Raw genomic sequence first — 24,890 nt, forward strand, 5'->3', positions numbered from 1 at the left:
TCCAGACCATGACGACAGCCCACACCCTGCTGGCGGAAGTCGCCGGCGGCCTGAAGGCGCGGCAGGTGATCCCGTATCTCGGCGCCGGCGTGTTCGACCTGGTCGAGGGCGCGTGCCCGATCCCCCGCTCGCCGGAGGAACTGGTCGCGGCGCTGACCGCCAAGGCCGCCGTGCCCGGCCGCATCCGCCGCCACCTGACCGCGGCCAGCCAGTATATCGAGAGCCACAAGCACCGCCGGACCCTGGAAACCATCCTGACAGGTCTGTTCAAGACCGGGCCGGAGCCCACGGCGCTCCACCGCTACCTCGCCGGAATTCCGGAACTGCCGCTGATCGTCGACACCTGGTACGACGACACCATGGCGCGCGCGCTGGCCGGCTCCCCGTTCTGGGGCCAGATCCAGGGTATGAGCCATCCGCAGTCCCTGGGCGAGTGGGTCCGCTATTTCGGTCCTGACGGCGAGCCGGCCGATGCCGATGCCGCCGCCGGCTGGAACCGGGTGCTCTACAAGCCCATGGGGGCCGTGACGCCGGCCGGCAACTACCTGGTTTCCGACAGCGACTATGTCGAGGTCCTGACGGAGATCGACATCCAGTCGCCGATCCCGGCGGCGGTGCAGAACCTCCGGGCGGGACGCAACTTCCTGTTCCTGGGGTGCCGTTTCGACGGCGAGATCGGCCGCACCTTCGCCCGCCAGATCATCAAGCGGTCGGCCGAGCGGCATTGGGCGGTGATTTCCGGAGAGCTGTCCCGGAACGAGGCCAAGTTCATCGAGACCTACGGCATCACGCGCATCGACCTGCCCCTGGCCGAAGCGGTCGAAGCGTTGTCCGGAGCCTGACCTCAGGTCCGGCGGGAAAGCTCCCGGACCGTGCGGTCAACCGCCGTCGCCAGGTTGCCGAACAGGTCGCTGTCCAGTTCCAGGATCGGTGCCACGGTATTGAGGTTGGCGGCGTCCTTGGCGGCGAGTTCCAGCGACTTGGCGAGCCCGGCGATCCGGGCGGCGCCCAGGTTGCTGGCCACTCCCTTCAGGGTATGGGCCGATACCGCCAGGGCCGCCCAATCCTCCGCGGCGCTGGCGTTCCGCACCCGGTCGAACTCCTTCCCGACATCGTCGCAGAAGGCCGACAGAAGCTCGGCCAGCATCTCGTCGCCCACGCCGGCGCGGATCTCCTCGATCTGCGCCTCGTCGATCAGGTCCCGGTCGTGCTGCGGCTCCGGTTCCTCCCGGCGGGGTTCCAGCTCCACAGCCGGTTCCGGCATCTTCACGGGCCCTCCGGGCACGCTCGGCCGCGTCCGGGCGACGATGGCCCTCAGCTTCCCATGGTCGATCGGCCTGGTCAGATAGGCGTCCAGCCCCGCCGACATGTGGCGGTCCATCTGGTCGGTCATGGCATCGGCGCTCAGCCCGACGATCGGAATCGACGATGCCGGCCCGGCCAGCTCCCGGATCGTCCGCGTCGCGGTCGGGCCGTCCATTTCCGGCATGTGCATGTCCATCAGCACGAGATCGTAGCCGGACGGGTTGTCCGCAGCCCGGAGGCCGCTCTCCGCGATCTCCAGCACCGCCAGTCGACCGTCCGGCACGGAAACGATCTCGTGGCCGTCCTGCTCCAGGATGCGCTCGACCAGCATGCGGTTGATCGCGTTGTCCTCGGCCAGCAGCACCCGGCGAAAGTCGGGTGCCGTCGCCTCTTCCAGTCCGTCGTCGTCGGCATAGGCCGGCGGGGCGCAGACATGCGCCGGTATCCGGACCAGGAAGGCGGAGCCCTCGCCGGGCATGCTGGTCACGCGCACCGTTCCGCCCATCGCCTCGACCAGCCGCTTGCTGATCGCCAGCCCCAGGCCGGTGCCGCCGAACCGGCGGGTAGTCGTCACGTCGGCCTGGACGAAGGGCCGGAAGAGCTGGCGGACCTGCTCGGGCGTCATGCCGATCCCGGTATCGATCACCGCGAATTCGACCATACCTGCGGGACCGACCGAGACCCGGACGTCGATCCGCCCGTCCTCGGTGAACTTGCAGGCGTTGCCGATCAGGTTCGACAGCACCTGCCGAAGCCGCGTCACGTCTCCCTCGATCCAGTCCGGAACGTCGGAGTCGGTGGTCACGAACAGCGACGTCTCCTTGTCGCGGGCGGTCGCGGCGAACAGCATGACCACGTCGCGGGCGATCGAGGCCGGGCTGAAGGGACGGCGCTCCAGGGTCAGGAACCCCGCCTCGATCTTGCTGAAGTCCAGGATGTCGTTAAGCACCCGCAGCAGGTCCTGGCCAGAGCGCCGGATGATCTCGACATAGGAGACCTGCTGCGGCTCGATCGTGCAGACCTTCAACAGGTCGGCGAATCCCAGGATGGCGTTCATGGGCGTGCGGAGCTCGTGGCTCATGGTCGCCAGGAAGCGCGTCTTCGCCTCGCCGGCCGCGTGCGCCGCCTCGCGCTGCCGCTCGGCCTCGCGCTTCGCCCCGTCGAACGCCGCCTTCAGATCGTCCAGATCCTGGCGCGTCCTCCGCAGTTCGGTGATGTCGGCCGCGGAACCGACGACCACGGCGCCCTCGCGGCTGGCGGTCAGCCGTAGCCAGCGCTCGCCGGCTTCGTCCTGATGCGGCAGGTCCACGGCGACGGCCGTCCCGGTCAGGGACGCCTCGTCGCACCGGTCCAGCAATGCCGCCATGATCGCCGTCGGAAGGGATACGGCTGCCTGGTTGGACCTGATGATGCGTGAAACGGACGATTCCGCCGGCCGTTCCACGATGACGACGGCGCTCGGGGAGGCGCGGAGGAGGGCGCCCAGCAGGGAATCAGGACCGGTGCTGTGATCGGTCATACGGTGCCGGCTCCCGATAATCGATGCTCCAACGCGAGTCGGAGGTATTTAGTTCAATTACAATAATACATCCATCGTCAAAGGCAACACCCGTCGCGGAAAACCACCAGCGACCCCTTGTCCATGATCGTCCATTCCTCGTCCCGGGTCAGCGGGCGGGTCGCGATCATCGTCACGACATCTTTCGCCGTCGTCTCCTGCGCGAAATCGACGCTCAGGTCTTCGTCGATCAGGGTGGCGTTGCCGAACGGATGCCGCCGGGTCAGCCAGGCGAGATTGGTGCTGCAGAAGCAGAACAGCGCCCGTCCGTCGGACAGCAGCAGGTTGAAGACGCCCATGCCGTTCAGCTCTTCCGCCAGCGCCTTGATCTCCCGGCACAGGGTCTTGAACGCCGGCGGCCGGTCCCAGCGCTCGCGCAGCCGGTCCAGCATCCAGCAGAAGGCGTGCTCGCTGTCGGTGCTGCCGACCGGCTGGTAGACCGACAGCGGCAGCGCCTTGACGCCCTTGAGTTGGCCGTTGTGGGCGAAGGTCCAGTAGCGGCCCCACAGCTCGCGGATGAAGGGATGGGTGTTCTCCAGCGCCACCCGGCCCCGGTTCGCGCGCCGGATATGGCAGATCACGTTGGTGCTCTTGATGGAATAGCTGCGGATGAACCGCGCGATCTCCGACTCCGCGCTGGGACGCGGATCGTGGAAGCTGCGGCATCCCTTGCCGTCGTAGAAGGTGATGCCCCAGCCGTCGGAATGGGGGCCGGTCTGTCCGCCGCGGCGCATCAGGCCGGCGAAGCTGAAGCAGATGTCGGTCGGAACGTTGGCGTTCATGCCCAGGAGCTCGCACATGCTCCTGGCCTTACGAGAATCCGGCCCTTCTGTCGAGAGGCTTACTGGCGCGGGCACCCCTCGATCGAGCCGCCCACCGGCGCCGCCAGCCCGATCCAGGCATCCACCAGATCCGGCTCGAACCCGGCCTCGCGGCGGTCGCCGACCTGCATCAGGGGACGCCGGATCAGCAGGGGCGCCGCGATCAGGGCGGCCAGCGCCGACTCCTCGTCGAATCGGCCGGGATCGATCTCGCCCGACTTGACCGCCGGGGCCGACCTGTTGAACCAGTCCGCGACGGGCCGCTCGCCGAAGAACGGCCGGAGCGTCGCGGCAGTCCAAGCCTCGGCCAGGAGGTTGCGGGCCTCCACCCTATGGCCCGCTTCGGCCAGCAGGCGCTTCTGCTTCGCGTTGCCGATGCAGCCGGGCTTTTCATAGAAGATCACGGTCGCCATGGCTGGAACGTCCTTTCGTCTCGTCTCAGGGCGTGCGGAAGGCGGGGGCCAGCGCCAGCAGCCCGTCGGTCTGCCGCTCGATCTCGGCCCGCACCTCGCCGTCGAGCTTGCGCAGCCAGCGCGCGGGTATATCGTCGACGCCATAGGTGGCGCCTGCCAGCATGCCGATGATGGCGCCGGTGGTGTCTGCGTCGCCGCCTTGGTTGACGGTCTCGACGATGGAGGATTCGACGCTGTCGGTCCGGAAATAGTAGTGGAACACCGTCTGCATCGTATCGACGATGTAGGCGGTGGACAGCCCCGAATAGGGCGCGAAGCGGAAGGCCCTGTGCTGGGCCACCAGGGCGTTGGCCTCCTCCCGGCATTCCTTGATGCCGCCGCCCAGGATCAGGCGCCGGACCATGCGGCCCAGGCACAGGACCGCGGCGTCCGACAGCGGATTGTTATGGGTGATGTGCGACTGCTCCAGGCTGCGCCGGACGAAGGCCTCGTCATCCCCGAGGGTGGAGAGGATCACCGGCAGGTTCCGCATCGCCGCACCGTTGCCGGCGCTGGTCTCGGACAGGGGAGCCTCGATCTCGCCCTTGATCATGTAGTTCCGGATGCCGCGCCGCGTGGTGTCTCCGACATCGGCCGGAACCCCGCGCAGCCATTCGGCGTAGCCGTCGGCCACGAGCTTCAGGTCCCAGCCGCCGGCCTTCAGCACGGCGCGGCCGAGCCAGACAGACATCTCGGTGTCGTCGGTGACCTGGCCGGGCGACAGCCGCAGCCAGCCGCCGCCCCTGATATGGCGGTGGATGCCGTATTCGCGGGCGATCTCGCTCTTGGTCATGAACTCGACGGTGGCGCCAAGCGCGTCACCGCAGGCCAAGCCGAGATACGCACCCAGGGCGCGATCCCTGATCTTCGGGTCGATCATTGGCTGTGCCGTGCTTTCCAGTGAGCAGTCCTAGACTATCGAGGCGACGACCCGGTAGTCGCCGCCGACGACAAGGTATTCACCTTCTCCCTGGAATGGGTAGCGTGGCAGGAGGTCGCGGAAGAACACGAGCTTGGCGCAGGGAACCCTGGCTTCGAGGATATGGTCGCCGAACTGGCCCGCGATATCCCGGTCATTGCTGAACGATACCAGGTTGTTGAGCCGCAGGACCACGGTCCGGCGGCAGGCCGTCCGGCTGTCGGACGTCTCGACGATATGATGCTCCTCGAAATCGTTGACGCCGCGGAACAGCGTCAAATGGGCGCAATCGGGACCGAACAGGCGCGGTACCGACCACTGGCAGAACTCGAACAGCAGGTCGAGCTGCTCGTGAATCCTGTTGTTGTGGAATCGGGTCGACAGCTTCTGCTCCAGGTACCCGGCCCAGGCTTCCGACGCCATCCGGCGGATCGGCTCCTTGTGGAAGGTCGGCAACAGGCCGAAGCGGCTCTCCGCCCAGCCCTTCAGGACGGCGCCCTCCGCGTTGTTGCTGTCGAACATCCAGCCCTTGAGCAGACGCAGGTAGGAGGACCGGAAACGCTTCCGCCCGTCGGCGCCGGCGCTGCCGCTGAAGTCGGGCGAGATCCCGAAGGCATCGCTCATATAGGATTGGAAGACCTCGGCCGCCTCGTGCGTCCCCTTGGTTCCGTCCAGCCGGACGAAGAGTTCCTTATGGAGCTGCCGCGTGCCGCTGATATGCAGAGGAACCGGCGCGTCGTTGAACGCGGTGGAGCCCAGCAGGGCGGGCGGGACCCTGACGAGGCCGGTCCGGTGCTGGCGCTGGGCTACGGGAGCGGGTTCGTCCGCTTTTTCGTTATCGTTGTCGTCGGTCATGCCGTCACCTTTCAGACGGGTGCAGAATAGCGTCCGGCTCGCCTCTTGTAACCATCTGCCGAAAAGCCTCCCCGCCGCATGGTCATTGTCCACCCGGAAGCCGGCGCGGTGTGCCAGACCCGACAATGTGTAGGGGATTGTCAGGTATCACACAGCTTGCGGACCTCCTGCGACAAGCTGTCACCGGCCTAGAAAACATAGCAGTTTCAAGTAGTTGATGTAGTTTCCCGACTTGGCACGCGGGGTGCATCTGAGGGTCCGTGCTGCGGCCCTGTACCCGCCGCGACTGGACCACGAAACGGCTACTTCAGCCTGCCAAGGAGCGAGAACTTATGGCTAACAAGCTTCGTCAGATCGCCTTCTACGGGAAGGGCGGCATCGGCAAGTCCACCACCTCCCAGAACACCCTGGCCGCCCTGGTCGAGCTGGATCAGCGGATCCTGATCGTCGGCTGCGATCCGAAGGCTGACAGCACCCGCCTGATCCTTCACGCCAAGGCCCAGGACACCGTCCTGCACCTCGCCGCCGAGGCCGGTTCGGTCGAGGACCTGGAGCTCTCGGACGTCGTCAAGATCGGCTACAAGAACATCAAGTGCGTCGAGTCCGGCGGCCCGGAGCCCGGCGTCGGCTGCGCCGGCCGCGGCGTCATCACCGCGATCAACTTCCTGGAAGAGAACGGCGCCTATGACGACGTGGACTACGTGTCCTACGACGTGCTGGGCGACGTGGTGTGCGGCGGCTTCGCCATGCCGATCCGCGAGAACAAGGCCCAGGAGATCTACATCGTCATGTCCGGCGAGATGATGGCGCTCTACGCCGCCAACAACATCTCCAAGGGCATCCTGAAGTACGCCAACAGCGGCGGCGTCCGCCTGGGCGGCCTGATCTGCAACGAGCGCCAGACCGACCGCGAGTACGACCTGGCCGACGCGCTGGCCAAGCGCCTGGGTTCCAAGCTGATCCACTTCGTGCCGCGCGACAACATCGTGCAGCATGCCGAGCTGCGCCGCCAGACCGTCATCGAGTACGCGCCGGACAGCAAGCAGGCCGACGAGTACCGCCAGCTCGCCAGCAAGATCCACAACAACTCCGGCAACGGCGTGATCCCGACCCCGATCACCATGGAAGAGCTGGAGCAGATGCTGATGGACTTCGGCATCATGAAGTCGGAAGAGCAGCAGCTCGCCGAGCTGATGGCGAAGGAAGCCGCCAAGGCCGCCGCCACCGCCTGACGGCACCCGGGGCCGCGTTCCCTCCGGGGTGCGGCCCCCGATCCCCTAGGATTGCGCCCATGGCGCAGTTGATCACTGCAGCGCACCGACGCGCTGGGACCACGCATCGCGCGCGCGGCGCGCAACGGAAGAGCAGCAGGAGGCCGGCATGAGCTTGGCGAACGAAGAGAGCAAACAAGCGACCCAGGCCCTCATCAACGAGGTGCTTGAGGCTTATCCCGAGAAGTCGCGCAAGCGCCGCGCGAAGCATATCGGCATCCAGGCCGCCGAGGCCAAGGATTGCGACGTCAAGTCGAACGTCAAGTCCATCCCCGGCGTGATGACCATCCGCGGCTGCGCCTATGCCGGCTCGAAGGGCGTGGTGTGGGGTCCGATCAAGGACATGATCCACATCTCCCACGGCCCGGTCGGCTGCGGCTACTATTCCTGGTCGGGCCGCCGCAACTATTACATCGGCGTCACCGGCGTCGACAGCTGGGGCACGATGCACTTCACGTCCGACTTCCAGGAGAAGGACATCGTCTTCGGCGGAGACAAGAAGCTCGGCAAGGTCATCGACGAGATCAACGAGCTGTTCCCGCTGGTCAACGGCATCTCCATCCAGTCCGAGTGCCCGATCGGCCTGATCGGCGACGACATCGAGGCGGTCGCCCGCAACAAGTCGGCCGAGATCGGCAAGCCGATCGTCCCGGTCCGCTGCGAGGGCTTCCGCGGCGTGTCCCAGTCGCTGGGCCACCACATCGCCAACGACACCATCCGCGACTGGATCTTCGACAAGACCGAACCGAAGGCCGACTTCGAGGGCACGCCCTATGACGTCACCATCATCGGCGACTACAATATCGGCGGCGACGCCTGGTCTTCCCGCATCCTGCTGGAGGAGATCGGCCTGCGCGTGATCGCCCAGTGGTCGGGCGACGGCACCCTGGCCGAGCTGGAGAACACCCCGAAGGCCAAGGTGAACCTCATCCACTGCTACCGGTCGATGAACTACATCGCCCGCCACATGGAAGAGAAGTTCAACATCCCCTGGATGGAATACAACTTCTTCGGCCCGTCGCAGATCGCCGAGAGCCTGCGCAAGATCGCGGCGCTGTTCGACGACAAGATCCAGGCGAATGCCGAGGCCGTGATCGCCAAGTACCAGCCGCTGGTCGACGGCGTGATCGCCAAGTACAAGCCCCGGCTCGAAGGCAAGAAGGTCATGCTGTATGTCGGCGGCCTGCGTCCCCGCCACGTGGTCGACGCCTACCACGACCTGGGCATGGAAGTGACCGGCACCGGCTACGAGTTCGCCCACAACGACGACTATCAGCGGACCACCCACTACACCAAGGAAGGCACGCTGATCTACGACGACGTCACGGCCTACGAATTCGAGAAGTTCGTCGAGAAGCTGGATCCCGACCTGGTCGCTTCGGGCATCAAGGAAAAGTACGTCTTCCAGAAGATGGGCAAGCCGTTCCGTCAGATGCACTCCTGGGACTACTCCGGCCCCTACCACGGCTATGACGGGTTCGCCATTTTCGCCCGCGACATGGACATGGCGATCAACAACCCCGTGTGGAACCTGACCAAGGCTCCCTGGGCCTGACATCAACTTGGCGGCGGCGGCGCCCGAGGCGCCCCCGCCCTCCATCCCCGCCTGCCGCCGCCGTCCGGTTCCTGCCGGCTTGGAATTCCTAGGAGACGAATATGCCTCAGAATCCCGAAAAAGTTATCGACCACATGGAGCTCTTCCGCCAGCCCGAATACAAGGACGTGTTCGCGCGCAAGCAGGCGGAGTTCGAGTACGGCCATCCCAAGGAAGAGGTCTCCCGGGTTGCCGAGTGGACCAAGTCCGAGGAATACAAGGCCAAGAATTTCTCCCGCGAGGCGCTGACGATCAACCCGACCAAGGCCTGCCAGCCGCTCGGGGCGGTGTTCGCTGCCCAGGGTTTCGAAGGCACGATGCCGTTCGTCCACGGTTCGCAGGGCTGCGTCGCCTATTACCGCTCGCACCTGACCCGTCACTTCAAGGAGCCGAACTCCGCGGTCTCCTCGTCGATGACCGAGGACGCGGCGGTGTTCGGCGGCCTCAACAACATGATCGACGGCCTGGCGAACACCTACAGCCTGTACCAGCCGAAGATGATCGCCGTCCTGACCACCTGCATGGCCGAAGTCATCGGCGACGACCTGCAGGGCTTCATCGTCAACGCGAAGAACAAGGACAGCATCCCGCAGGACTTCCCGGCGCCCCACGCCCACACTCCGGCCTTCGTCGGCAGCCACGTCACCGGCTACGACAACATGATGAAGGGCATCCTGAGCTACTTCTGGGATGCCGAGGGCTCGCCCGCCCGGGAAGAGAACGACAGCGTCAACGTGATCGGCGGCTTCGACGGCTACGCCGTCGGCAACAACCGTGAACTGAAGCGCATCTTCGGCCTGTTCGGCATCGACGCCACCATCCTGTCGGACGTCTCGGACGTGTTCGACACCCCGACCGACGGCCAGTTCCGCCTCTACGACGGCGGCACGACGCTGGAGCAGACCAAGGCCGCGAAGAACGCCAAGGCCACGATCTCGATGCAGGAGTACTGCACCCCGCAGACCCTCTCCTACATCAAGGACAAGGACCAGGCGGTCGCCAAGTTCAACTATCCGATGGGCGTCGGCGCCACCGACGAGTTCCTGCTGAAGCTGGTCGAGCTGACCGGCAAGCCGGTCCCGGCCGAGCTGACCCTGGAGCGCGGCCGCCTGGTCGACGCGATCGCCGACAGCCACACCCACATCCACGGCAAGCGCTTTGAACCGCCCCGGGATTCCCGGAGGCCGATTTAGTTGAGTCACGCCGCTATGGCGACGTCCTCGGTTTGAGCATAGTAGCGCGCTTCGGCCTCGGCGGGCGGGATATTGCCGATGGGCTCGAGCAGGCGCCGGTGGTTGAACCAGTCCACCCATTCCAGGGTGGCGAACTCGACGGCTTCCAGGGTGCGCCACGGTCCGCGGCGCCGGATCACCTCGGTCTTGTAGAGGCCGTTGATCGTCTCGGCCAAGGCATTGTCATAGGAATCGCCAACGCTTCCCACGGAGGGCTCGACGCCAGCGTCGGTGAGACGCTCGGTGTACTTGATAGCGACATATTGCGACCCGCGATCGGAATGATGAATGAGACCGCTGCCTTTGGCAGGTCGGCGGTCGTGAAGCGCCTGCTCCAGGGCATCCAGCACGAAGCCGGCGTGGGCGGTGCTGGAGACCCGCCAGCCGACGATCCGCCGGGCAAAGGCGTCGATGACGAAGGCCACGTAGACGAAGCCCTGCCAAGTCGCCACATACGTGAAATCCGCCAGCCACAGGGTGTTCGGGCGGGGCGCCCGGAACTGACGGTTCACCCGGTCGAGCGGACACGGCGCCGCCAGGTCGCTTATCGTCGTCCGTACCGTCTTGCCGCGTGTCACCCCCTTCAGCCCCATACGCCGCATCAGGCGGGCTACCGTGCAACGCGCCACGGCAAGGCCTTCCCGCCGCAACTGCCGCCAGACCTTCCGGACCCCGTAGACCTGGAAATTCTCATCCCAGATCCGCCGGATAACCACGCTTATCTCGGCATCGCTTCGCCAGCGGGCCGGCGCCTTTGACGGGTCAGTCCGCCGGGCGGCATGGGCGCGGTAGGTCGACGGGGCGATCGGCAGCACCTTGCAGATCGGCTCGACCCCGTGGACGGCGCGCTGCTCGTCGATGAAGGCGATCATTTCCGGAACGGGCGGTCGAGCTCCGCCTGGGCGAAATACGCCGATGCCTTGCGAAGGATCTCGTTTGCCTGGCGCAGCTCACGGACTTCGCGCTCCAGCGCCTTGATCCGCTCCTGCTCGTCCGTTGTCGGACCAGGCCGCTTGCCCTGGTCGCGCTCGGCCTGCCGGACCCAGCCCCGCAGCGTCTCCGCCGTGCAGCCGATCTTGGTCGCGATCGAGCTGATCGCCGCCCACTGCGACGCGTGCTCGCCTTCGTGCTCGAACACCATCCGAACCGCGCGTTCGCGGACTTCAGGGGCGTACTTGGGTGATGCCTGTTTCGTCATGATGACCCCAGTCTCTCAAGAAATGGGGCCTCCGGTAAACCCGGCGCGGTTCACTTCGCCGTCTACGGCGACCCGGACTTCTGCCTGGGCATGACCAAGTTCCTGCTGGAGATGGGGGCCGAGCCGGTCCACATCCTGTCCACCTCGGGTTCCAAGAAGTGGGACAAGCAGGTCCAGAAGCTGCTCGACGGCAGCCCCTTCGGCAAGTCGGGCGCCGCCTACGGCGGCAAGGACCTGTGGCACCTGCACTCGCTGCTGTTCACCGACCCGGTCGACTACATCATCGGCAACAGCTACGGCAAGTACCTGGAGCGTGACACCAAGATCCCGCTCATCCGCCTGACCTACCCGATCTTCGACCGTCACCACCACCACCGCTATCCGACCTGGGGCTATCAGGGCGGCCTGAATGTCCTGGTCCGGATCCTGGACAAGATCCTGGACGACTACGACCAGAAGACGAACATCGCCGGCGAGACCGACTACTCGTTCGACCTGATCCGCTGAGCACGCGAACCCCGGCGCCGCATCTTCCGGTGCGGCGCCGGGCACTACCCTGGACTACGGCGCTTCACATCGGCGCATCTTCGGGTGCGGTCTGCTGACGGGGGATCGAGATGCTGGTCGACAAGGTACAGGAAGTCTTCAATGAACCTGGCTGTGCCACGAACCAGGGGAAGACCGAGAAGGAGCGCAAGAAAGGCTGCACGAAGGCCCTGAAGCCGGGTGCCGCCGCCGGCGGCTGCGCCTTCGACGGCGCCAAGATCGCGCTGCAGCCGATCGCCGATGCCGCCCATCTGGTACACGGGCCGATCGCCTGCGAAGGAAATTCCTGGGACAACCGCGGTTCGAAGTCGTCCCATTCGCAGCTCTACCGCACCGGCTTCACCACCGATCTCAGCGAACTGGACATCATCCACGGCGCCGAGAAGAAGCTGTTCAAGGCGATCAAGGAGATCGTCCTGAAGTACGATCCGCCCGCCGTCTTCGTCTACCAGACCTGCGTCCCGGCCCTGATCGGCGACGACGTGGAAGCCGTCTGCAAGTTCGCCGCCGACAAGCTGGGCAAGCCGATCATCCCGGTCAATGCGCCCGGATTCGTGGGCAGCAAGAACCTGGACAACAAGCTGGCCGGCGAGACGCTGCTGGACCATGTGATCGGGACTCGCGAACCCGAATTCACCACGCCCTACGACATCAACATCATCGGCGAATACAACCTCGCCGGCGAGTTCTGGCAGGTCAAGCCGCTGCTCGACCGGATGGGCGTGCGCATCCTTTCCATGATCTCGGGCGACGGCAAGTACAACGAGGTCGCCTCGGCGCACCGCGCCCGGGTCAACATGCTGGTCTGCTCCCAGGCGCTGATCAACGTCGCGCGCAAGATGGAGGAGCGGTACGGCATCCCGTTCTTCGAAGGGTCCTTCTACGGCGTGTCGGACATGAGCGACACGCTGCGCAACATCGCGATGCTCCTGGTGGAGCGCGGTGCGCCGGTCGAGCTGATCTCGCGCACCGACGCCATCATCCGCGAGGAGGAGGCGCGCGCCTGGCGCCGCCTCGATCCCTACAAGGAGCGGCTGACCGGGAAGCGGGTGCTGCTGTTCACCGGCGGCGTCAAGAGCTGGTCGATGGTGTCGGCGCTCGAGGGCGCCGGGCTGGAGATCATCGGCACCAGCGTCAAGAAGTCGACCAAAGAAGACAAGGACCGGATCAAGAAGATGAAGGGCGAGGAATTCCACATGTGGGAAGACCTCAAGCCCCGCGACATCGCCAAGATGCTGCGCGAGAGCAAGGCCGACATCATGCTGTCCGGCGGACGCAGCCAGTTCATCGCGCTCAAGGCCAAGGTCCCCTGGCTGGACGTGAACCAGGAGCGGCATGTCGCCTTCGCCGGCTACGAGGGCATCGTGGCCCTGGTCGAGGAAATCGACAAGACCCTCGGCAACCCGATCTGGCGCCAGGTCCGCATGCCGGCACCGTGGGAATGAGGGGACGGCTATGTTCAAGGCTCACCAGTCCAACAAGGCCGCCGCGATCAATCCGTTGAAGATGAGCCAGCCGCTGGGCGGCGCGCTCGCCCTGCTGGGCATCGACAATTGCCTGCCCTGCTTCCACGGCAGCCAGGGCTGCACCGCCTTCGGCCTGGTCCTGATGGTCCGGCACTTCCGGGAGGCGATCCCGCTCCAGACCACCGCCATGGACCAGGTCCAGACAATCCTGGGCGGCTACGAAAACCTGGAAGCGGCGGTGCTCACCATGTACGAGCGCAACACGCCGGAGATCATCGGCGTCTGCACGACCGGGCTGACCGAGACCAAGGGCGAGGACATGCAGGGGGCGCTCGCGACCTTCCGCAAGAAGCACCCGGAAATTGCCGCGAAGTGCAACCTTGTCTTCATCAACACGCCGGACTTCACCGGGGGGCTTGAGGACGGCTTCGCCAACACGGTGACCGCAGTCATCGAAAGCCTCGTCTCTCCCGCCGAGATGAAGGTGTCCGGCCGCGTCAACGTGCTGGCGGGCAGCCATCTGACGCCTGGCGACGTCGAGGAGATCCGTGATCTGGTCGAGGGGTTCGGCCTCTCCCCGGTGATCCTGCCCGACCTGTCCACCTCGATGGGCGGTCGCCAGCCCGACGATTTCAAGGCGACCACCCTGGGCGGCGTGACGGTGTCCGAGATCAAGGGCATGGGAGCCGCGGTCCTGACGCTGGCGATCGGCGAGCACATGCGCAAGCCGGCCCAGGTGCTCGAGAGGAAGACGGGGGTCCCCTTCAAGCTGTTCGACCGGCTGGTCGGGCTGGAGGCGGTCGACCATCTGGTCCGGACGCTGGCCGAGGTCAGCGGCAGGCCGGTTCCGCCGCGGATCCGGCGCCAGCGGGAACATCTGGTCGACGGCATGCTGGACGGGCATTTCTATTTCACCCGCAAGCGGGTGGCGGTGGCCCTGGAGCCGGACCTTCTCTACGCCTATTGCGGCTTCCTGCGGGACATGGGCTGCGAAGTCACCGCCGCGGTGGCCCCGACCCAGTCGCCGGCATTGGAGAGGATCAAGGCATGGTCGCTGCTGGTCGGCGACCACGAGGATTTCGAGACGCTGTCCCGCGGCGCCGACCTGGTGATTTCCAACAGCCACGCCCGGCAGTCCGTAGAGCGGCTGGGAACGCCGCTGGTGCGCGCGGGCTTTCCGACCTTCGACCGCCTGGGCGCCGGGCACCGGGTCACCGTGGGCTATCGCGGCACCCGCGAGCTGCTGTTCGAGCTGGGCAACATCTTCCTTGCCAACGACCACGCGCACGCCGCCCACGATGCCGGGTCCACTCCCAGAGGGATGGAGGACCACCATGCCGGTCCGCACGCGGCGGCTTAGGCTCGTCTCCACCACGCCCGGAACGGCGGCCCCGCCGGACGGTTCGGGTGCTCCGGCCAAGCGAGAGGGAATGATGAAGGTTGCATTCTGTACCCAGGATATGACCCGAGTGGACGCCCATTTCGGGTGGGCCAAGAACATCGCGATCTACGAGATAGACTCCACGGGCTATCGCCTGCTGGAGGCGGTCCAGTTCAACGGCCAGATGTTCGAGGACGGCAACGAGGACAAGCTGGTCCCCAAGATCGCCGCCATCGAGGACTGCGCCATCGTCTACCTGGCCGCCATCGGGGCCTCCGCGGCGGCCCGGATCGTCGCGAAGAAGATCCACCCGGTCAAGGTCGAGCAGCCCGAGGCCATCATAGACCTATGCGAGAAGCTGGTTGTCACCCTGAACGGGTCGCCGCCGCCCTGGCTGCGCAAGGCACTGAGCAAGGGCGCGGAAGTCGCCCGCAATTTCGACGAGGAGTGAGAAGAGCATGTCCGAAACGATCGAAGCCCCGGTGGTCGACCAGGAGTTCCTGAAGACCCTGGTTTCGCTGATCCGCGCCGAGGACACCTATGGCGCCTGGGAAGGCAAGAGTGACGACGTTCTGCTGCGGCCCTTCATCCTGACCAAGGAAGAGCGCCGGCTGATTCCGATCATCGGCGACCCCGATCCCGACACCATCACCCGGGTCGAGCAGTTCTACAAGGCGATCGGCCTGACCATCGAGAAGCGGACCCGCCTGATGGCGACGCCGATCATGAAGATGAGCCACGAGGGGTTCGGCCGCATGGTCCTTCTGACCGGTCGGCTGGTGGTGCTGAGCAAGCATATCCGCGATGTCCATCGCTTCGGCTTTCCCTCGGTCGAGGCGGTCGCGCAGGACGGCGCCAAGCTGGTGGACGAGGCCGTGGCGCTGATCGAGAAGCACCGCGACGTGGCCGAACTCTGAGGGAGACCCTGGACATGAGCGACATCGACGCCCTCAAGGACGAGATCAAGAAGCTGAACGCGCGGGCGACCGCGAAGAAGATGGATCTGCACGACCTGTCCGAAGAGCTTCCCGGCGGCTGGGAGAAGATCCTGGACGTGGCGCAGGAAACCTACGACGCCTTCAAGCTGCTGACGGAGAAGCGCGCGGAGCTGAAGGCCCTGACCTCTTAACCACTACGGCCATAACACGACAAGAGAATGCGAGGAGAGTTCACGATGAGCGGATTTGTCCAGGGAAAGACGAAGGGTGGCGGGTCGTGGACTCCCAAGTTCGTGGAAGACCTGAACCAGAAGGCCTGCATCGGCTGCGGCCGCTGCTTCAAGGTCTGCCCGCAGGGCGTCTTGAACATGATCGGCATCACCGAGGACGGCGACATCGTGGACGCCCAGGACGATGAAGCCGAGAAGAAGGTCATGAGCATCGCCAACGGGGAGAACTGCATCGGTTGCCAGTCCTGTTCCAAGGTCTGCGGCAAGAGCTGTTTCACCCACTCCGCCCTGGCGGCCTGATCCCGCCCGGCCGCTCCGCAATTCCTTGTGCCGTGAAGGGTCGGACATGACCATCATGACGCCTGCTCCGTTCGCCCTTGCCGATGCCGCCGTCCTTTACGGCGCGCTGATGGAGGCGGCGGCCGATGCCGGCGATCCCGACAGCCATGTCTTCGCCTGCATCCTGTCGGCCAGGGCCGCCGACGGCGCCGATCCGCTGGACGACGCCATCGGCTTGGCGCCGGATGAACTGGACCGATTGCTCTCCAAGCATTTTCCGGGACTTGCCGGCCTCGACTCCCCGGTCGCCGGGTACATCGCGGCCCGGCGCGGCCGGCGGCAGGGCAGGGCGGTCGCCGACCTGGTACTGGCGGAGGAGGTCGATGATCTCCGAACCCTGCTGCTCGACCATGTCACCGCCCCTGCCGAAGAGGCGGTCTGGCTGGCCGCGATGGTGGCCCGGGCCTGCCTGTTTTCGAACCATTTGTGGCAGGATCTCGGGCTGACCAGCCGCAAGGATCTTTCCGGGCTGCTCCTCCGTCACTTCGGGCCGCTGTCGGCGAAGAACACCGGCGACATGAAGTGGAAGAAATTCTTCTACAAGCAGCTCTGCGACCGCGAAGGGCTTAACCTGTGCAAGGCACCGAGCTGCGGGGTCTGCACGGATTTCAAACACTGCTTCGGTCCGGAGGAGTGACGCGGACCGTCGTGCGCCGGAACTTCGATCAGCGGGGGTTGGCATTCGCCGTGAGTTTCACCCCATCCTTCGACGCACCATGGAAGCGGTTGGTCTACTCCCCGCCGGCGACCCTCTCGGCCAAGGCCGCGATCACGCCGTAGCCGACGGTATCGGCCGGATCCAACTCCCTGAGCTTCGCCAGCATGGCCAGCGACTCTCCGGTACGGCCGCCGCGCAGGGTGATGAAGCTGAGGGCCTTCAGGGTGAACAGATAGAAATGGGAGGCGCCGGTCACGGAAGCCCAATCGGCGGCGCCGGGGGACAGGCGGCGCCAGTCCGGATCGAACCCGCCGAGGCGGGCCGCGGCGTCCAGTCCGATCAGGGCGACGCGCTCCGCCTGATCCAGGCGGCGCTGGTTGAAGTAGAACTTGTAGAGGGCGTAGTACACCGGCAGGACCTTCGGCCCTAGAAGGTGCGCTTCCCACAGCAGGCTTTCCGATGCCTCCAGGTCGCCGGCCAAGCGCGCCTTCACCGCCTCCTGAAGGCGGGCATCGATATGTTCGGGGACGTCGCCGAACGCCATCCTGCCGTCGGGGATCCTGAACTCGAACTGGCGCATCGCGGTATCTCCTGCCGGCAAGTTGGCTCCCGGTAAATACCATAAATTTTTTATGGTTATAAGACTGTTTCTCGCGAGACCCGGCGAGGGCGCCGCCTTGTCGGGTTTGCGACAGGCCTCTGTCGGCAAGCCGCCAAGGTTCAGAGGGGCCGAAATAAAAGTCTGAGTAAAATCAATATATTGCAAATGGCCCGGATCTTGCTGTGTGGAAGATCCTGAGAAATCTCGTCCTAAGGAGACAGGTTCGATGGTGACGCTGACGGATTCGGCGGTAAGCACTCTCCAGCGGGTCCTGGCCGCTTCGGCCGCCGCGCAGGGCTTGCGCATCCAGGTGGCGGACGGCGGCTGCGCCGGGCTGAAATACCAGATGGGCCTGGAAGCGGGCGCCGGCGAGGACGATACCGTGCTGGAATACGGCGACGTGAAGGTCTTCATCGATGCCGGCAGCATGGTCCACCTGAACGGCGTCGTCGTCGATTACGTCGAGGGCGTGGGCGGCGCGGGGTTCAAGTTCGACAACCCCAACGCGACCTCTACCTGCGGCTGCGGCTCATCCTTCTCCACCTCTTCCTCCTCTTGCAGTTCCAAGTCCGCCGGCGCCCATGGCGAGGCCGGCGGATCGTGCGGCCACGGCCATCATCATTGACGCCGCCGCGGCTGCGCCTTTCGGATACCAGGCCGGTCAGGCACCGGGCCGACACAGGAGAACAGACCAATGTGGAACTACTCTGACAAGCTCAAGGAGCACTTCTTCAATCCGAAGAATGCCGGTGTCCTGGAAGAGGCGAACGCCGTCGGCGAAGTCGGCTCCATTTCCTGCGGCGACGCGCTCCGCCTGATGCTCAAGGTCGAGCCCGAGACCCAGGTCATCCAGGATGCCCGGTTCCAGACCTTCGGCTGCGGCTCCGCCATCGCGTCGTCCTCGGCGCTGACCGAGATGATCATCGGCAAGACGGTGGAGGAGGCGCTCCAGGTCACCAACAAGGACATCGCGGACTATCTGGAGGGACTGCCCCCGGAGAAGATGCACTGCTCGGTCATGGGCGCCGAGGCGCTGCGCGCCGCCATCGCCAACTACCGCGGCGAGGAGTGGGTCGACGACCACGAGGAGGGCGAGCTGATCTGCAAGTGCTTCGGCGTCGACGCCGCGATGATCGAGCGCGCGGTCGAGGTCAACGCCCTGACCACGCTGGAGCAGGTCACCAACTACACGAAGGCCGGCGCGAGCTGCAAGACCTGCCACGAGAAGATCGAGGACCTGCTGGAGAGCCTGCTCGCCAAGCAGGGCAAGGTGCTGGAGCCGGTCGCGGCGAAGGCGCCCGCGGCGCCTGCCCTGGTCGGCCTGGGCGACATCGCCCCGCTCGCCGCGGCCCCCGCCGCGCCCGAGGCGGCCAGGCCGGCCGCCCCGGCGAAGAAGCTCAGCAACGTCCAGCGCATGCAGATCGTGATCGCGGCCCTGGAGGAGATGCGCCCCTACCTGAAGCAGGACGGCGGCGATGTCGAGCTGGTCGATATCGACGGCAAGAACATCTATGTGCGCCTCAGCGGCGCCTGCTCCGGCTGCCAGATGGCGTCGGTGACGATCGAGGGCATCCAGACCAAGCTCGTCGAGAAGCTGGGCGAGCTGGTCCGTGTCATCCCCCACACCATGATGGCGGCGGAGTGAGCGGTATGGGAATCTATCTGGACAACAACGCCACCACCCGGGTCGATCCGGCCGTCGTCGCCGAGATGATGCCGTTCTTCACGGAGCATTTCGGCAATCCGTCGTCGATGCACGGCTACGGCGCCGCGGTCGGCGGCAAGATCGAATGGGCCCGCGGCGAGGTGCAGAAGCTGATCGGCGCCGCCTTCGACACCGAGATCGTGTTCACCTCCGGCGGGACCGAGTCCGACAGCACGGCCATCCTGTCGGCGCTGAAGGCTTATCCGAAACGCCGGGAGATCGTGACCTCCGTGGTCGAGCATCCCGCCATCCTCAGCCTCTGCGACTTCCTCGAAAGCAAGGAAGGCTACAGGATTCACCGCATCCCGGTGGACGGTAAGGGAAACCTGGACCTGGAGCGGTACGAGGCGGCCCTGTCCGAGAACGTCGCCGTCGTCTCCATCATGTGGGCCAACAACGAGACGGGGACGATCTTCCCGATCGAGCTGCTGGCCGGCATGGCGAAGAAGGTCGGCGCCCTGTTCCACACCGACGCCGTCCAGGCGGTCGGCAAGCTGCCGATGGACCTGGCGAACTCCGCGATCGACATGCTGTCGCTGTCGGGCCACAAGCTGCACGCCCCCAAGGGCATCGGTGCGCTGTACGTCAAGCGCGGGGTCCGCTTCCGGCCGATGCTCCGCGGCGGCCACCAGGAGCGCGGCCGCCGAGCCGGCACCGAGAACGCGCCGGCCATCGTCGGGCTGGGCAAGGCGTGCGAACTGGCGCGGGAGTCCCTGCCGATCGAGCTGACCCAGGTGGCGGCGCTCCGCGACCGGCTGGAGACGGCGCTGGTCGAGGCGATCCCCAACTGCTTCGTCACCGGCAATCCGGCCAACCGCCTGCCCAACACCGCCAACATCGCGTTCGAATTCATCGAGGGCGAGGCGATCCTGCTCCTGCTGAACGAGGAAGGCATCGCCGCGTCCTCCGGATCCGCCTGCACGTCCGGCTCGCTGGAGCCGAGCCACGTGATGCGGGCGATGGGCGTGCCCTACACGGCGGCCCACGGCGCCACCCGGTTCTCCCTGTCGCGCGACACCACGGCGGAAGAGATCGATACGGTGATCCGGGTCATGCCCGGCATCATCGAGCGGCTGCGCAAGCTGTCGCCCTACTGGACCAGCCAGGGTGCCGCGGCCGGCTTCCAGCCCGTCTATTCGTAAGCAGAACGCTCTACCCGATCTACAAAGTCCTCCTCTGGAGTCCCCGCGATGCCCGAGCCGAGCTCCGTGACGATCAACGACACCACGCTGCGCGACGGCGAGCAGACCGCCGGGGTCGCCTTCACCGTCGAGGAGAAGATCGCGATCGCCCGCGCGCTGGACGCCGCGGGCGTTCCCGAGCTGGAGATCGGCATTCCCGCCATGGGCGAGGAGGAGCGGGAGAGCATCCGCGCGGTGGCCGCCGCCGGGCTGGACCGGGCGCGCCTGATGGTGTGGTGCCGCATGCGGGCCGACGACCTGCAGGAGGCAGCCACCTGCGGCGTCTCGTTCGTCAACATGTCGATGCCGGTGTCCGACATCCATATCCAGCGGAAACTGGGCCGCGACCGGGCCTGGGCGCTGGACCAGATCGACCGGCAGATCCGCACCGCCCGCGACCTGGGGCTGGAGGTCGGGTTCGGCGGCGAGGACAGCTCCCGCGCCGATCCCGACTTCATGGCGCGGGTCGCCGAAACGGCCCAGGCCGCCGGTGCCCGGCGCTACCGTTTCGCCGACACGCTGGGCGTGCTCGATCCGTTCCAAACCTATGGTTTCATCCAGGCGTTGCGCGCCCGCACCGACCTGGAGATCGAGATCCACGCCCATGACGACCTGGGCCTCGCCACCGCCAACTCCCTGGCCGCGGTCCGCGGCGGCGCCACCCATGTCAACACCACCGTCAACGGCCTGGGAGAGCGCGCCGGCAATGCCGCCCTCGAGGAGATCGTGATGGGCCTCCGCCATCTCTACGGCACCGATACCGGCATCGCGGCGATGCGCCTGCCGGCCATCTCGGAGCTGGTGGCGAGCGCGTCCAACCGCCCGGTGCCGATCAACAAGAGCATCGTCGGCGGCGCGGTCTTCACCCACGAGGCCGGCATCCATGTGGACGGCCTGCTGCGCGATCCGCTGACCTACCAGGGATTCGATCCGGCGGAGGTCGGACGTCGGCACAGCATCGTGCTGGGCAAGCATTCCGGCTCGGCCGGGGTCAAGCTGGCGTTCGCCGGCCTGGGAATCCAGCTGAGCGACGGCGAGGCGCAGGCAATCCTGCCGCGGGTGCGCCGGATGGCCGGTGCCTTCAAGCGGCCGCCGACTCCTGACGAACTCCTCCAGTTCCGCCGCGACGCCGCACCGGGCGAGCAGTCGGCCGCCCTGGCATCCTGATCTGAAACCGGGAGACCCGACATGTCCGGAATCGTCGAAGCATCCCCTCCGTCCGGCGCGGCACCGCCGCCGGAACGGAGCATCTGGAGCCTGCTGTGCGAGGACGTGGAATGCGTCGCCGACCGCGACCCGGCGGCGCGCAACACCTTCGACGTCCTGACCTGCTACCCGGGCATCCACGCCATCATAGCGCACCGCATCGCCAACGCCCTGTGGCGCCGCAACGTCCGCTGGCCGGCGCGCTTCGTCAGCTATCTGGCGCGCATGGTCACCAACATCGACATCCATCCCGGAGCCACCATCGGGCGGCGCTTCTTCATCGATCACGGTGCCGGCGTGGTCATCGGCGAGACCGCCGAGGTCGGCGACGACGTGACCCTCTATCATGGTGTGACCCTCGGCGGCACCAGCTGGAACAAGGGCAAGCGCCATCCCACGCTGGAGGACGGCGTGATGTGCGGGGCGGGGGCCAAGATCCTGGGGCCGATCACCATCGGACGCAACGGCAGGGTCGGCGCCAACTCGGTCGTGACCAAGGACGTCCCGGCGGAGATGACCGTCGTCGGTATTCCCGGTCGGATCGTCAAGCCGATCGAGCGGCGCATCGCCGATCACGGAATCGACCTCGACCATCACCTGATGCCGGACCCGGTCGGCCGGGCGCTCGCCTGCCTGATCGAGCACATCAACAAGATCGAAAACCGGTTGGACGAGCACACCGCCGCCGAGGTCGTCGGCGAACTGAGCCAGGCCATGGAAGGCATCGTCTGCGCGCGGTGCGGCAACAGTTGCGACCAGCCCGGCTGCGAGTTGCCGGGATGCGAACATTGATCCTCACGAAGATCCTCACAAACTTCCGACCGACAGGAATTCTCCCATGAGCAGCTTCCAGGACGACTTGGACGATCTGAACACCGCCGAAGATTTCCTGCGGTTCTTCGGAATCGAATTCGATGCGCGGGTTGTCCATGTCAACCGCTTGCATATCCTGCAGCGATTCCACGATTACCTGGCCGAGGAGGCCAACCTGGACAGCCTGGCCGAGGATCTCCTGCGGGACCGGTACAGGGTGCTGATCACGCAGGCGTACCAGGATTTCGTCAAGTCCGACGCGATCGCCGAGAAGGTCTTCAAGGTCCACAAGGACCAAGCCGAACGGCACAATGCCAGCTTCGTTCCGCTGGAGAGCCTGACCCTGTCCGGCGCCCGGTGACAAAGCCGACAAGCGGTGGCTCCTGTCGGTTAGCCGACAAGTGCCGCCGCGAGGAGCAGAATCCGATCAGCTTCGAATAAGCGTATCGAAATCAATGGTTTGCCACCTCTGCTCTGGCGTTTCTCAGGTTGGCATGACCCCTGCATAAGTCGAGTTGAGCAAGCCCTGAGGGGCCACCAGTCGAGAGGATAGCGGGATGCACATCGTCGTCTGTATCAAGCAGGTGCCCGACAGCGCCCAGATCCGGATCCATCCGGTCACCAATACCATCATGCGCCAGGGCGTGCCGGCGATCATCAACCCCTACGACCTTTTCTCCCTGGAAGAGGCGCTGCGTCTGAAGGACCGTTTCGGCGGCCGGGTCACCGTCCTGACGATGGGTCCGCCCATGGCCGAAGCGTCCCTGCGCAAGGCGCTTTCTTTCGGTGCTACCGACGCGGTGCTGCTGACCGACCGCAAGTTCGCCGGCTCCGACACGCTGGCGACCTCCTACGCGCTGACCTCCGCCATCCGGAAGCTGCACAAGGAGGAGCCGGTCGACCTGGTGTTCTGCGGCAAGCAGACGATCGACGGCGACACCGCCCAGGTCGGCCCGGGGATCGCCACGCGCCTCAATCTCCAGCAGCTGACCTATGTCGCGAAGATCGAGGACGTGAATCTCGAAAGCCGCGAGATCACCGTCCAGCGGCGTTCCGAGGGTGGCGTGCAGGTCCTGAAGAGCCGCCTGCCGGCCATGATCACCATGCTCGAAGGCTCCAACACGATGCGCTTCGGCACCATGGACGACATGTTCCGGGCCGCGCGCACGCCGCTGAAGACCTGGAGCAAGGACACCTGCGTCGACGACGAGAACAAGGTCGGCCTGAAGGGCTCGCCCACCGTCGTCTCCAAGGTGTTCGTGCCGAAGCCCCGCGCCGAGAAGGCGAAGATGATCGAAGCCGAGGGCGGTGCCGAGGCCCAGGCGGCGGCGGCGATCGACATGCTTTTCACCACCTACCCGAAGCTGGCGAACGACCTGGTCCGATAAGGGAGGGATCGCGGAAGGCGGGCGCCTGCCACGGCCGCCGCCAACCCCCGATCGCACCCGACCCGTCCGACGTCCGCCGAACCCTTTCTTCGAGACTGTGAGGCCGATATGAGCCAAGCGCCTGCCAATCCACCCCCCGCCAAGAAGGCCGCCGGCGGCCGCAAGTTCGAACTGCCGGAAGAGTTGAAAGTCTACAAGGGTGTCTGGGTCATCGTCGAGCAGGAGCGCGGCAAGGTCCACACCGTCTCGTACGAGCTGCTGGGCGAGGCCCGCAAGCTGGCCGACAAGCTGGGCGTCGAGGTCGGCGCCGTGATCCTGGGCGCTCCCGGCCCCTTCATCCGGGAGATCACCGGCGAGGCGATCGCCTATGGTGCCGACGTGGTCTACACGGTGCTCGACCCCGTGCTGGCCGAGTACCGGACCGAGCCCTATTCCAAGGTGATGACCGACGTGGTCAACACCTTCAAGCCGGAGATCGTGCTGCTGGGCGCCTCGACGCTGGGCCGCGACCTGGCGGGCGCCATCGCGACCACGCTGCTGACCGGACTTACCGCCGACTGCACCGAACTGGACATCAGCGCCGAGAACCGAAGCCTGGCGGCCACCCGCCCGACCTTCGGCGGCACCCTGCTGTGCACCATCCAGACGCTGGCCTACCGTCCGCAGATGGCGACCATCCGCCCGCGCGTCATGCAGATGCCCGAGCGCGACGGCACCCGAACCGGCCGCGTCATCGAAGTGACGCCCAACCTGGCGGAAGAGGTGTTCGTCACCAAGGTCCTCGACTTCATCCCGGACAGCGACCAGGAGGAGGCTCAGCTCGCCTTCGCCGACATCATCGTGTCGGGCGGGAAGGGGCTCCAGAAGCCGGAGAACTTCAAGCTGGTCTGGGACCTGGCCGAAGTGCTGGGGGCCGAGGTCGGTGCGTCGCGGCCCTGCACGCAGGCCGGTTGGGTCACCAGCGACCGGCAGGTCGGCCAGACCGGCAAGACGGTCCGGCCGAAGCTGTACATCGCCGCCGGGATCTCGGGCGCCATCCAGCATCGCGTCGGCTGCGAGAATTCCGACGTGATCCTGGCGATCAACTCCGATCCCAACGCACCGATCTTCGACTTCGCCCACCACGGCATCGTCGGCGACGCGCTGCAGATTCTTCCGGCCTTGACGGAGCAGTTCCGCCAGCGCCGACTGGTCAACCGCAAGGCGAGCTGACCACCCGCCAGAGGAGAGTGC

At 66.0% G+C, this 24,890-nt stretch carries 25 protein-coding genes, 2 pseudogenes and 1 other annotated feature; of the genes and pseudogenes, 20 read left to right on the forward strand and 7 right to left on the reverse strand.

Annotated elements, in window-relative coordinates; genetic code table 11:
• Positions 1–8: 8 nt before the first annotated feature.
• The gene (locus IGS68_RS09215; protein ID WP_201079195.1) at positions 9–842 is read left to right on the forward strand and encodes an SIR2 family NAD-dependent protein deacylase; all 834 of its coding nucleotides are present in this window, start codon (positions 9–11) and stop codon (positions 840–842) included.
• 2 nt (positions 843–844) lie between these two features.
• Here the strand turns inward: IGS68_RS09215 and IGS68_RS09220 are convergent, their stop codons facing one another.
• The 5 genes from IGS68_RS09220 to IGS68_RS09240 form a co-directional block, all read right to left on the reverse strand.
• Entirely contained in the window at positions 845–2,824 is a 1,980-nt protein-coding gene (locus tag IGS68_RS09220; protein ID WP_201079197.1) for an ATP-binding protein, read from the reverse strand.
• A 77-nt stretch (positions 2,825–2,901) separates the two neighbouring features.
• Positions 2,902–3,663 carry a class II glutamine amidotransferase gene (locus tag IGS68_RS09225; protein WP_201079198.1) on the reverse strand — a complete coding sequence of 254 codons (762 nt, stop codon included), beginning with the start codon at positions 3,661–3,663 and terminating at the stop codon, positions 2,902–2,904.
• A 41-nt stretch (positions 3,664–3,704) separates the two neighbouring features.
• Positions 3,705–4,097, reverse strand: a complete 393-nt coding sequence (locus IGS68_RS09230) for an ArsC/Spx/MgsR family protein (protein ID WP_201079200.1) — start codon at positions 4,095–4,097, stop codon at positions 3,705–3,707.
• Between the two features lie 25 nt (positions 4,098–4,122).
• Positions 4,123–5,016 carry an ADP-ribosyl-[dinitrogen reductase] hydrolase gene (gene draG / locus IGS68_RS09235; protein ID WP_201079202.1) on the reverse strand — a complete coding sequence of 298 codons (894 nt, stop codon included), beginning with the start codon at positions 5,014–5,016 and terminating at the stop codon, positions 4,123–4,125.
• Positions 5,017–5,046: 30 nt separating this feature from the next.
• A complete protein-coding gene (locus IGS68_RS09240) occupies positions 5,047–5,910 on the reverse strand; it encodes an NAD(+)--dinitrogen-reductase ADP-D-ribosyltransferase (RefSeq protein ID WP_201079205.1) in 864 nt (287 codons plus the stop codon).
• Positions 5,911–6,242: 332 nt separating this feature from the next.
• Between IGS68_RS09240 and nifH the strand changes: the two genes are divergently transcribed.
• The 3 genes and pseudogenes from nifH to nifK all read left to right on the forward strand — a co-directional run.
• On the forward strand, positions 6,243–7,142 hold the full coding sequence (gene nifH / locus IGS68_RS09245; protein WP_201079207.1) for a nitrogenase iron protein: 900 nt from the start codon (positions 6,243–6,245) through the stop codon (positions 7,140–7,142).
• Between the two features lie 148 nt (positions 7,143–7,290).
• On the forward strand, positions 7,291–8,736 hold the full coding sequence (gene nifD / locus IGS68_RS09250) for a nitrogenase molybdenum-iron protein alpha chain (RefSeq protein ID WP_201079209.1): 1,446 nt from the start codon (positions 7,291–7,293) through the stop codon (positions 8,734–8,736).
• Between the two features lie 101 nt (positions 8,737–8,837).
• A pseudogene (gene nifK, locus IGS68_RS09255) lies at positions 8,838–9,935 on the forward strand (nitrogenase molybdenum-iron protein subunit beta); the annotation flags it as partial.
• 38 nt (positions 9,936–9,973) lie between these two features.
• Here the strand turns inward: nifK and IGS68_RS09260 are convergent.
• A protein-coding gene (locus IGS68_RS09260; protein WP_201072042.1) for an IS3 family transposase occupies positions 9,974–11,205 on the reverse strand; the annotation gives its coding sequence in 2 pieces (ribosomal slippage) (positions 9,974–10,911 and positions 10,911–11,205; 1,233 coding nt in all).
• Positions 10,805–10,921 (reverse strand) — a sequence feature (AL1L pseudoknot). (Overlaps the previous gene by 117 nt.)
• Before the next feature lie 54 nt (positions 11,206–11,259).
• Between IGS68_RS09260 and IGS68_RS09265 the strand changes: the two are divergent.
• The 8 genes and pseudogenes from IGS68_RS09265 to IGS68_RS09300 all read left to right on the forward strand — a co-directional run.
• A pseudogene (locus tag IGS68_RS09265) lies at positions 11,260–11,712 on the forward strand (nitrogenase component 1); the annotation flags it as partial.
• A gap of 110 nt (positions 11,713–11,822) precedes the next feature.
• Positions 11,823–13,196 carry a nitrogenase iron-molybdenum cofactor biosynthesis protein NifE gene (gene nifE, locus IGS68_RS09270; protein ID WP_201079213.1) on the forward strand — a complete coding sequence of 458 codons (1,374 nt, stop codon included), beginning with the start codon at positions 11,823–11,825 and terminating at the stop codon, positions 13,194–13,196.
• 10 nt (positions 13,197–13,206) lie between these two features.
• Positions 13,207–14,577, forward strand: a complete 1,371-nt coding sequence (gene nifN / locus IGS68_RS09275; RefSeq protein WP_201079215.1) for a nitrogenase iron-molybdenum cofactor biosynthesis protein NifN — start codon at positions 13,207–13,209, stop codon at positions 14,575–14,577.
• A 100-nt stretch (positions 14,578–14,677) separates the two neighbouring features.
• Complete coding sequence (gene nifX, locus IGS68_RS09280) at positions 14,678–15,049, forward strand: nitrogen fixation protein NifX (protein WP_247881361.1); 372 nt, start codon at positions 14,678–14,680, stop codon at positions 15,047–15,049.
• 7 nt (positions 15,050–15,056) lie between these two features.
• Entirely contained in the window at positions 15,057–15,515 is a 459-nt protein-coding gene (locus IGS68_RS09285) for a NifX-associated nitrogen fixation protein (RefSeq protein WP_201079217.1), read from the forward strand.
• A gap of 14 nt (positions 15,516–15,529) precedes the next feature.
• A complete protein-coding gene (locus IGS68_RS09290) occupies positions 15,530–15,727 on the forward strand; it encodes a CCE_0567 family metalloprotein (RefSeq protein ID WP_201079219.1) in 198 nt (65 codons plus the stop codon).
• A gap of 45 nt (positions 15,728–15,772) precedes the next feature.
• On the forward strand, positions 15,773–16,066 hold the full coding sequence (gene fdxB, locus IGS68_RS09295) for a ferredoxin III, nif-specific (RefSeq protein WP_201079221.1): 294 nt from the start codon (positions 15,773–15,775) through the stop codon (positions 16,064–16,066).
• Positions 16,067–16,121: 55 nt separating this feature from the next.
• Complete coding sequence (locus IGS68_RS09300; RefSeq protein WP_247881249.1) at positions 16,122–16,742, forward strand: nitrogen fixation protein NifQ; 621 nt, start codon at positions 16,122–16,124, stop codon at positions 16,740–16,742.
• 94 nt (positions 16,743–16,836) lie between these two features.
• Here IGS68_RS09300 and IGS68_RS09305 read toward each other — a convergent pair whose 3' ends face one another.
• Entirely contained in the window at positions 16,837–17,343 is a 507-nt protein-coding gene (locus IGS68_RS09305) for a hypothetical protein (protein ID WP_201079223.1), read from the reverse strand.
• 247 nt (positions 17,344–17,590) lie between these two features.
• Between IGS68_RS09305 and IGS68_RS09310 the strand changes: the two genes are divergently transcribed.
• From IGS68_RS09310 to IGS68_RS09345, 8 genes are all read left to right on the forward strand, one after another.
• A complete protein-coding gene (locus IGS68_RS09310; protein ID WP_201079225.1) occupies positions 17,591–17,989 on the forward strand; it encodes a HesB/IscA family protein in 399 nt (132 codons plus the stop codon).
• 69 nt (positions 17,990–18,058) lie between these two features.
• Entirely contained in the window at positions 18,059–19,009 is a 951-nt protein-coding gene (gene nifU, locus IGS68_RS09315; protein WP_201079227.1) for a Fe-S cluster assembly protein NifU, read from the forward strand.
• 5 nt (positions 19,010–19,014) lie between these two features.
• Positions 19,015–20,211 carry a cysteine desulfurase NifS gene (gene nifS / locus IGS68_RS09320; RefSeq protein WP_201079229.1) on the forward strand — a complete coding sequence of 399 codons (1,197 nt, stop codon included), beginning with the start codon at positions 19,015–19,017 and terminating at the stop codon, positions 20,209–20,211.
• A 48-nt stretch (positions 20,212–20,259) separates the two neighbouring features.
• On the forward strand, positions 20,260–21,417 hold the full coding sequence (gene nifV, locus IGS68_RS09325; RefSeq protein ID WP_201079231.1) for a homocitrate synthase: 1,158 nt from the start codon (positions 20,260–20,262) through the stop codon (positions 21,415–21,417).
• Positions 21,418–21,438: 21 nt separating this feature from the next.
• Positions 21,439–22,248: a serine O-acetyltransferase gene (gene cysE / locus IGS68_RS09330; protein WP_201079233.1), complete on the forward strand. Its 810-nt coding sequence runs from the start codon at positions 21,439–21,441 to the stop codon at positions 22,246–22,248.
• 46 nt (positions 22,249–22,294) lie between these two features.
• Positions 22,295–22,630, forward strand: a complete 336-nt coding sequence (nifW, locus tag IGS68_RS09335; RefSeq protein ID WP_201079235.1) for a nitrogenase-stabilizing/protective protein NifW — start codon at positions 22,295–22,297, stop codon at positions 22,628–22,630.
• Between the two features lie 196 nt (positions 22,631–22,826).
• Positions 22,827–23,657, forward strand: coding sequence for an electron transfer flavoprotein subunit beta/FixA family protein (locus IGS68_RS09340; RefSeq protein ID WP_201079237.1), 831 nt, complete (start codon positions 22,827–22,829; stop codon positions 23,655–23,657).
• 108 nt (positions 23,658–23,765) lie between these two features.
• Positions 23,766–24,869: an electron transfer flavoprotein subunit alpha/FixB family protein gene (locus IGS68_RS09345; RefSeq protein ID WP_201079239.1), complete on the forward strand. Its 1,104-nt coding sequence runs from the start codon at positions 23,766–23,768 to the stop codon at positions 24,867–24,869.
• Positions 24,870–24,890: the final 21 nt, after the last annotated feature.

Origin of the sequence: Skermanella sp. TT6 (assembly GCF_016653635.2) — a bacterium.
GTDB lineage: Bacteria > Pseudomonadota > Alphaproteobacteria > Azospirillales > Azospirillaceae > Skermanella > Skermanella cutis.

Excerpts from the sequence above, each read along its gene's own strand:
- cysE (WP_201079233.1), top strand. The coding sequence starts at position 21,439 with ATGTCCGGAATCGTCGAAGCATCCCCTCCGTCCGGCGCGGCACCGCCG.
- IGS68_RS09305 (WP_201079223.1), bottom strand. The coding sequence starts at position 17,343 with ATGCGCCAGTTCGAGTTCAGGATCCCCGACGGCAGGATGGCGTTCGGC.
- IGS68_RS09300 (WP_247881249.1), top strand. The coding sequence starts at position 16,122 with ATGACGCCTGCTCCGTTCGCCCTTGCCGATGCCGCCGTCCTTTACGGC.
- nifN (WP_201079215.1), top strand. The coding sequence starts at position 13,207 with ATGTTCAAGGCTCACCAGTCCAACAAGGCCGCCGCGATCAATCCGTTG.
- fdxB (WP_201079221.1), top strand. The coding sequence starts at position 15,773 with ATGAGCGGATTTGTCCAGGGAAAGACGAAGGGTGGCGGGTCGTGGACT.
- IGS68_RS09345 (WP_201079239.1), top strand. The coding sequence starts at position 23,766 with ATGAGCCAAGCGCCTGCCAATCCACCCCCCGCCAAGAAGGCCGCCGGC.
- IGS68_RS09225 (WP_201079198.1), bottom strand. The coding sequence starts at position 3,663 with ATGTGCGAGCTCCTGGGCATGAACGCCAACGTTCCGACCGACATCTGC.
- nifH (WP_201079207.1), top strand. The coding sequence starts at position 6,243 with ATGGCTAACAAGCTTCGTCAGATCGCCTTCTACGGGAAGGGCGGCATC.
- IGS68_RS09290 (WP_201079219.1), top strand. The coding sequence starts at position 15,530 with ATGAGCGACATCGACGCCCTCAAGGACGAGATCAAGAAGCTGAACGCG.
- nifV (WP_201079231.1), top strand. The coding sequence starts at position 20,260 with ATGCCCGAGCCGAGCTCCGTGACGATCAACGACACCACGCTGCGCGAC.
- nifS (WP_201079229.1), top strand. The coding sequence starts at position 19,015 with ATGGGAATCTATCTGGACAACAACGCCACCACCCGGGTCGATCCGGCC.
- IGS68_RS09215 (WP_201079195.1), top strand. The coding sequence starts at position 9 with ATGACGACAGCCCACACCCTGCTGGCGGAAGTCGCCGGCGGCCTGAAG.
- IGS68_RS09340 (WP_201079237.1), top strand. The coding sequence starts at position 22,827 with ATGCACATCGTCGTCTGTATCAAGCAGGTGCCCGACAGCGCCCAGATC.
- nifE (WP_201079213.1), top strand. The coding sequence starts at position 11,823 with ATGCTGGTCGACAAGGTACAGGAAGTCTTCAATGAACCTGGCTGTGCC.
- IGS68_RS09285 (WP_201079217.1), top strand. The coding sequence starts at position 15,057 with ATGTCCGAAACGATCGAAGCCCCGGTGGTCGACCAGGAGTTCCTGAAG.
- nifU (WP_201079227.1), top strand. The coding sequence starts at position 18,059 with ATGTGGAACTACTCTGACAAGCTCAAGGAGCACTTCTTCAATCCGAAG.
- IGS68_RS09220 (WP_201079197.1), bottom strand. The coding sequence starts at position 2,824 with ATGACCGATCACAGCACCGGTCCTGATTCCCTGCTGGGCGCCCTCCTC.
- nifD (WP_201079209.1), top strand. The coding sequence starts at position 7,291 with ATGAGCTTGGCGAACGAAGAGAGCAAACAAGCGACCCAGGCCCTCATC.
- IGS68_RS09240 (WP_201079205.1), bottom strand. The coding sequence starts at position 5,910 with ATGACCGACGACAACGATAACGAAAAAGCGGACGAACCCGCTCCCGTA.
- nifW (WP_201079235.1), top strand. The coding sequence starts at position 22,295 with ATGAGCAGCTTCCAGGACGACTTGGACGATCTGAACACCGCCGAAGAT.
- nifX (WP_247881361.1), top strand. The coding sequence starts at position 14,678 with ATGACCCGAGTGGACGCCCATTTCGGGTGGGCCAAGAACATCGCGATC.
- draG (WP_201079202.1), bottom strand. The coding sequence starts at position 5,016 with ATGATCGACCCGAAGATCAGGGATCGCGCCCTGGGTGCGTATCTCGGC.
- IGS68_RS09230 (WP_201079200.1), bottom strand. The coding sequence starts at position 4,097 with ATGGCGACCGTGATCTTCTATGAAAAGCCCGGCTGCATCGGCAACGCG.
- IGS68_RS09310 (WP_201079225.1), top strand. The coding sequence starts at position 17,591 with ATGGTGACGCTGACGGATTCGGCGGTAAGCACTCTCCAGCGGGTCCTG.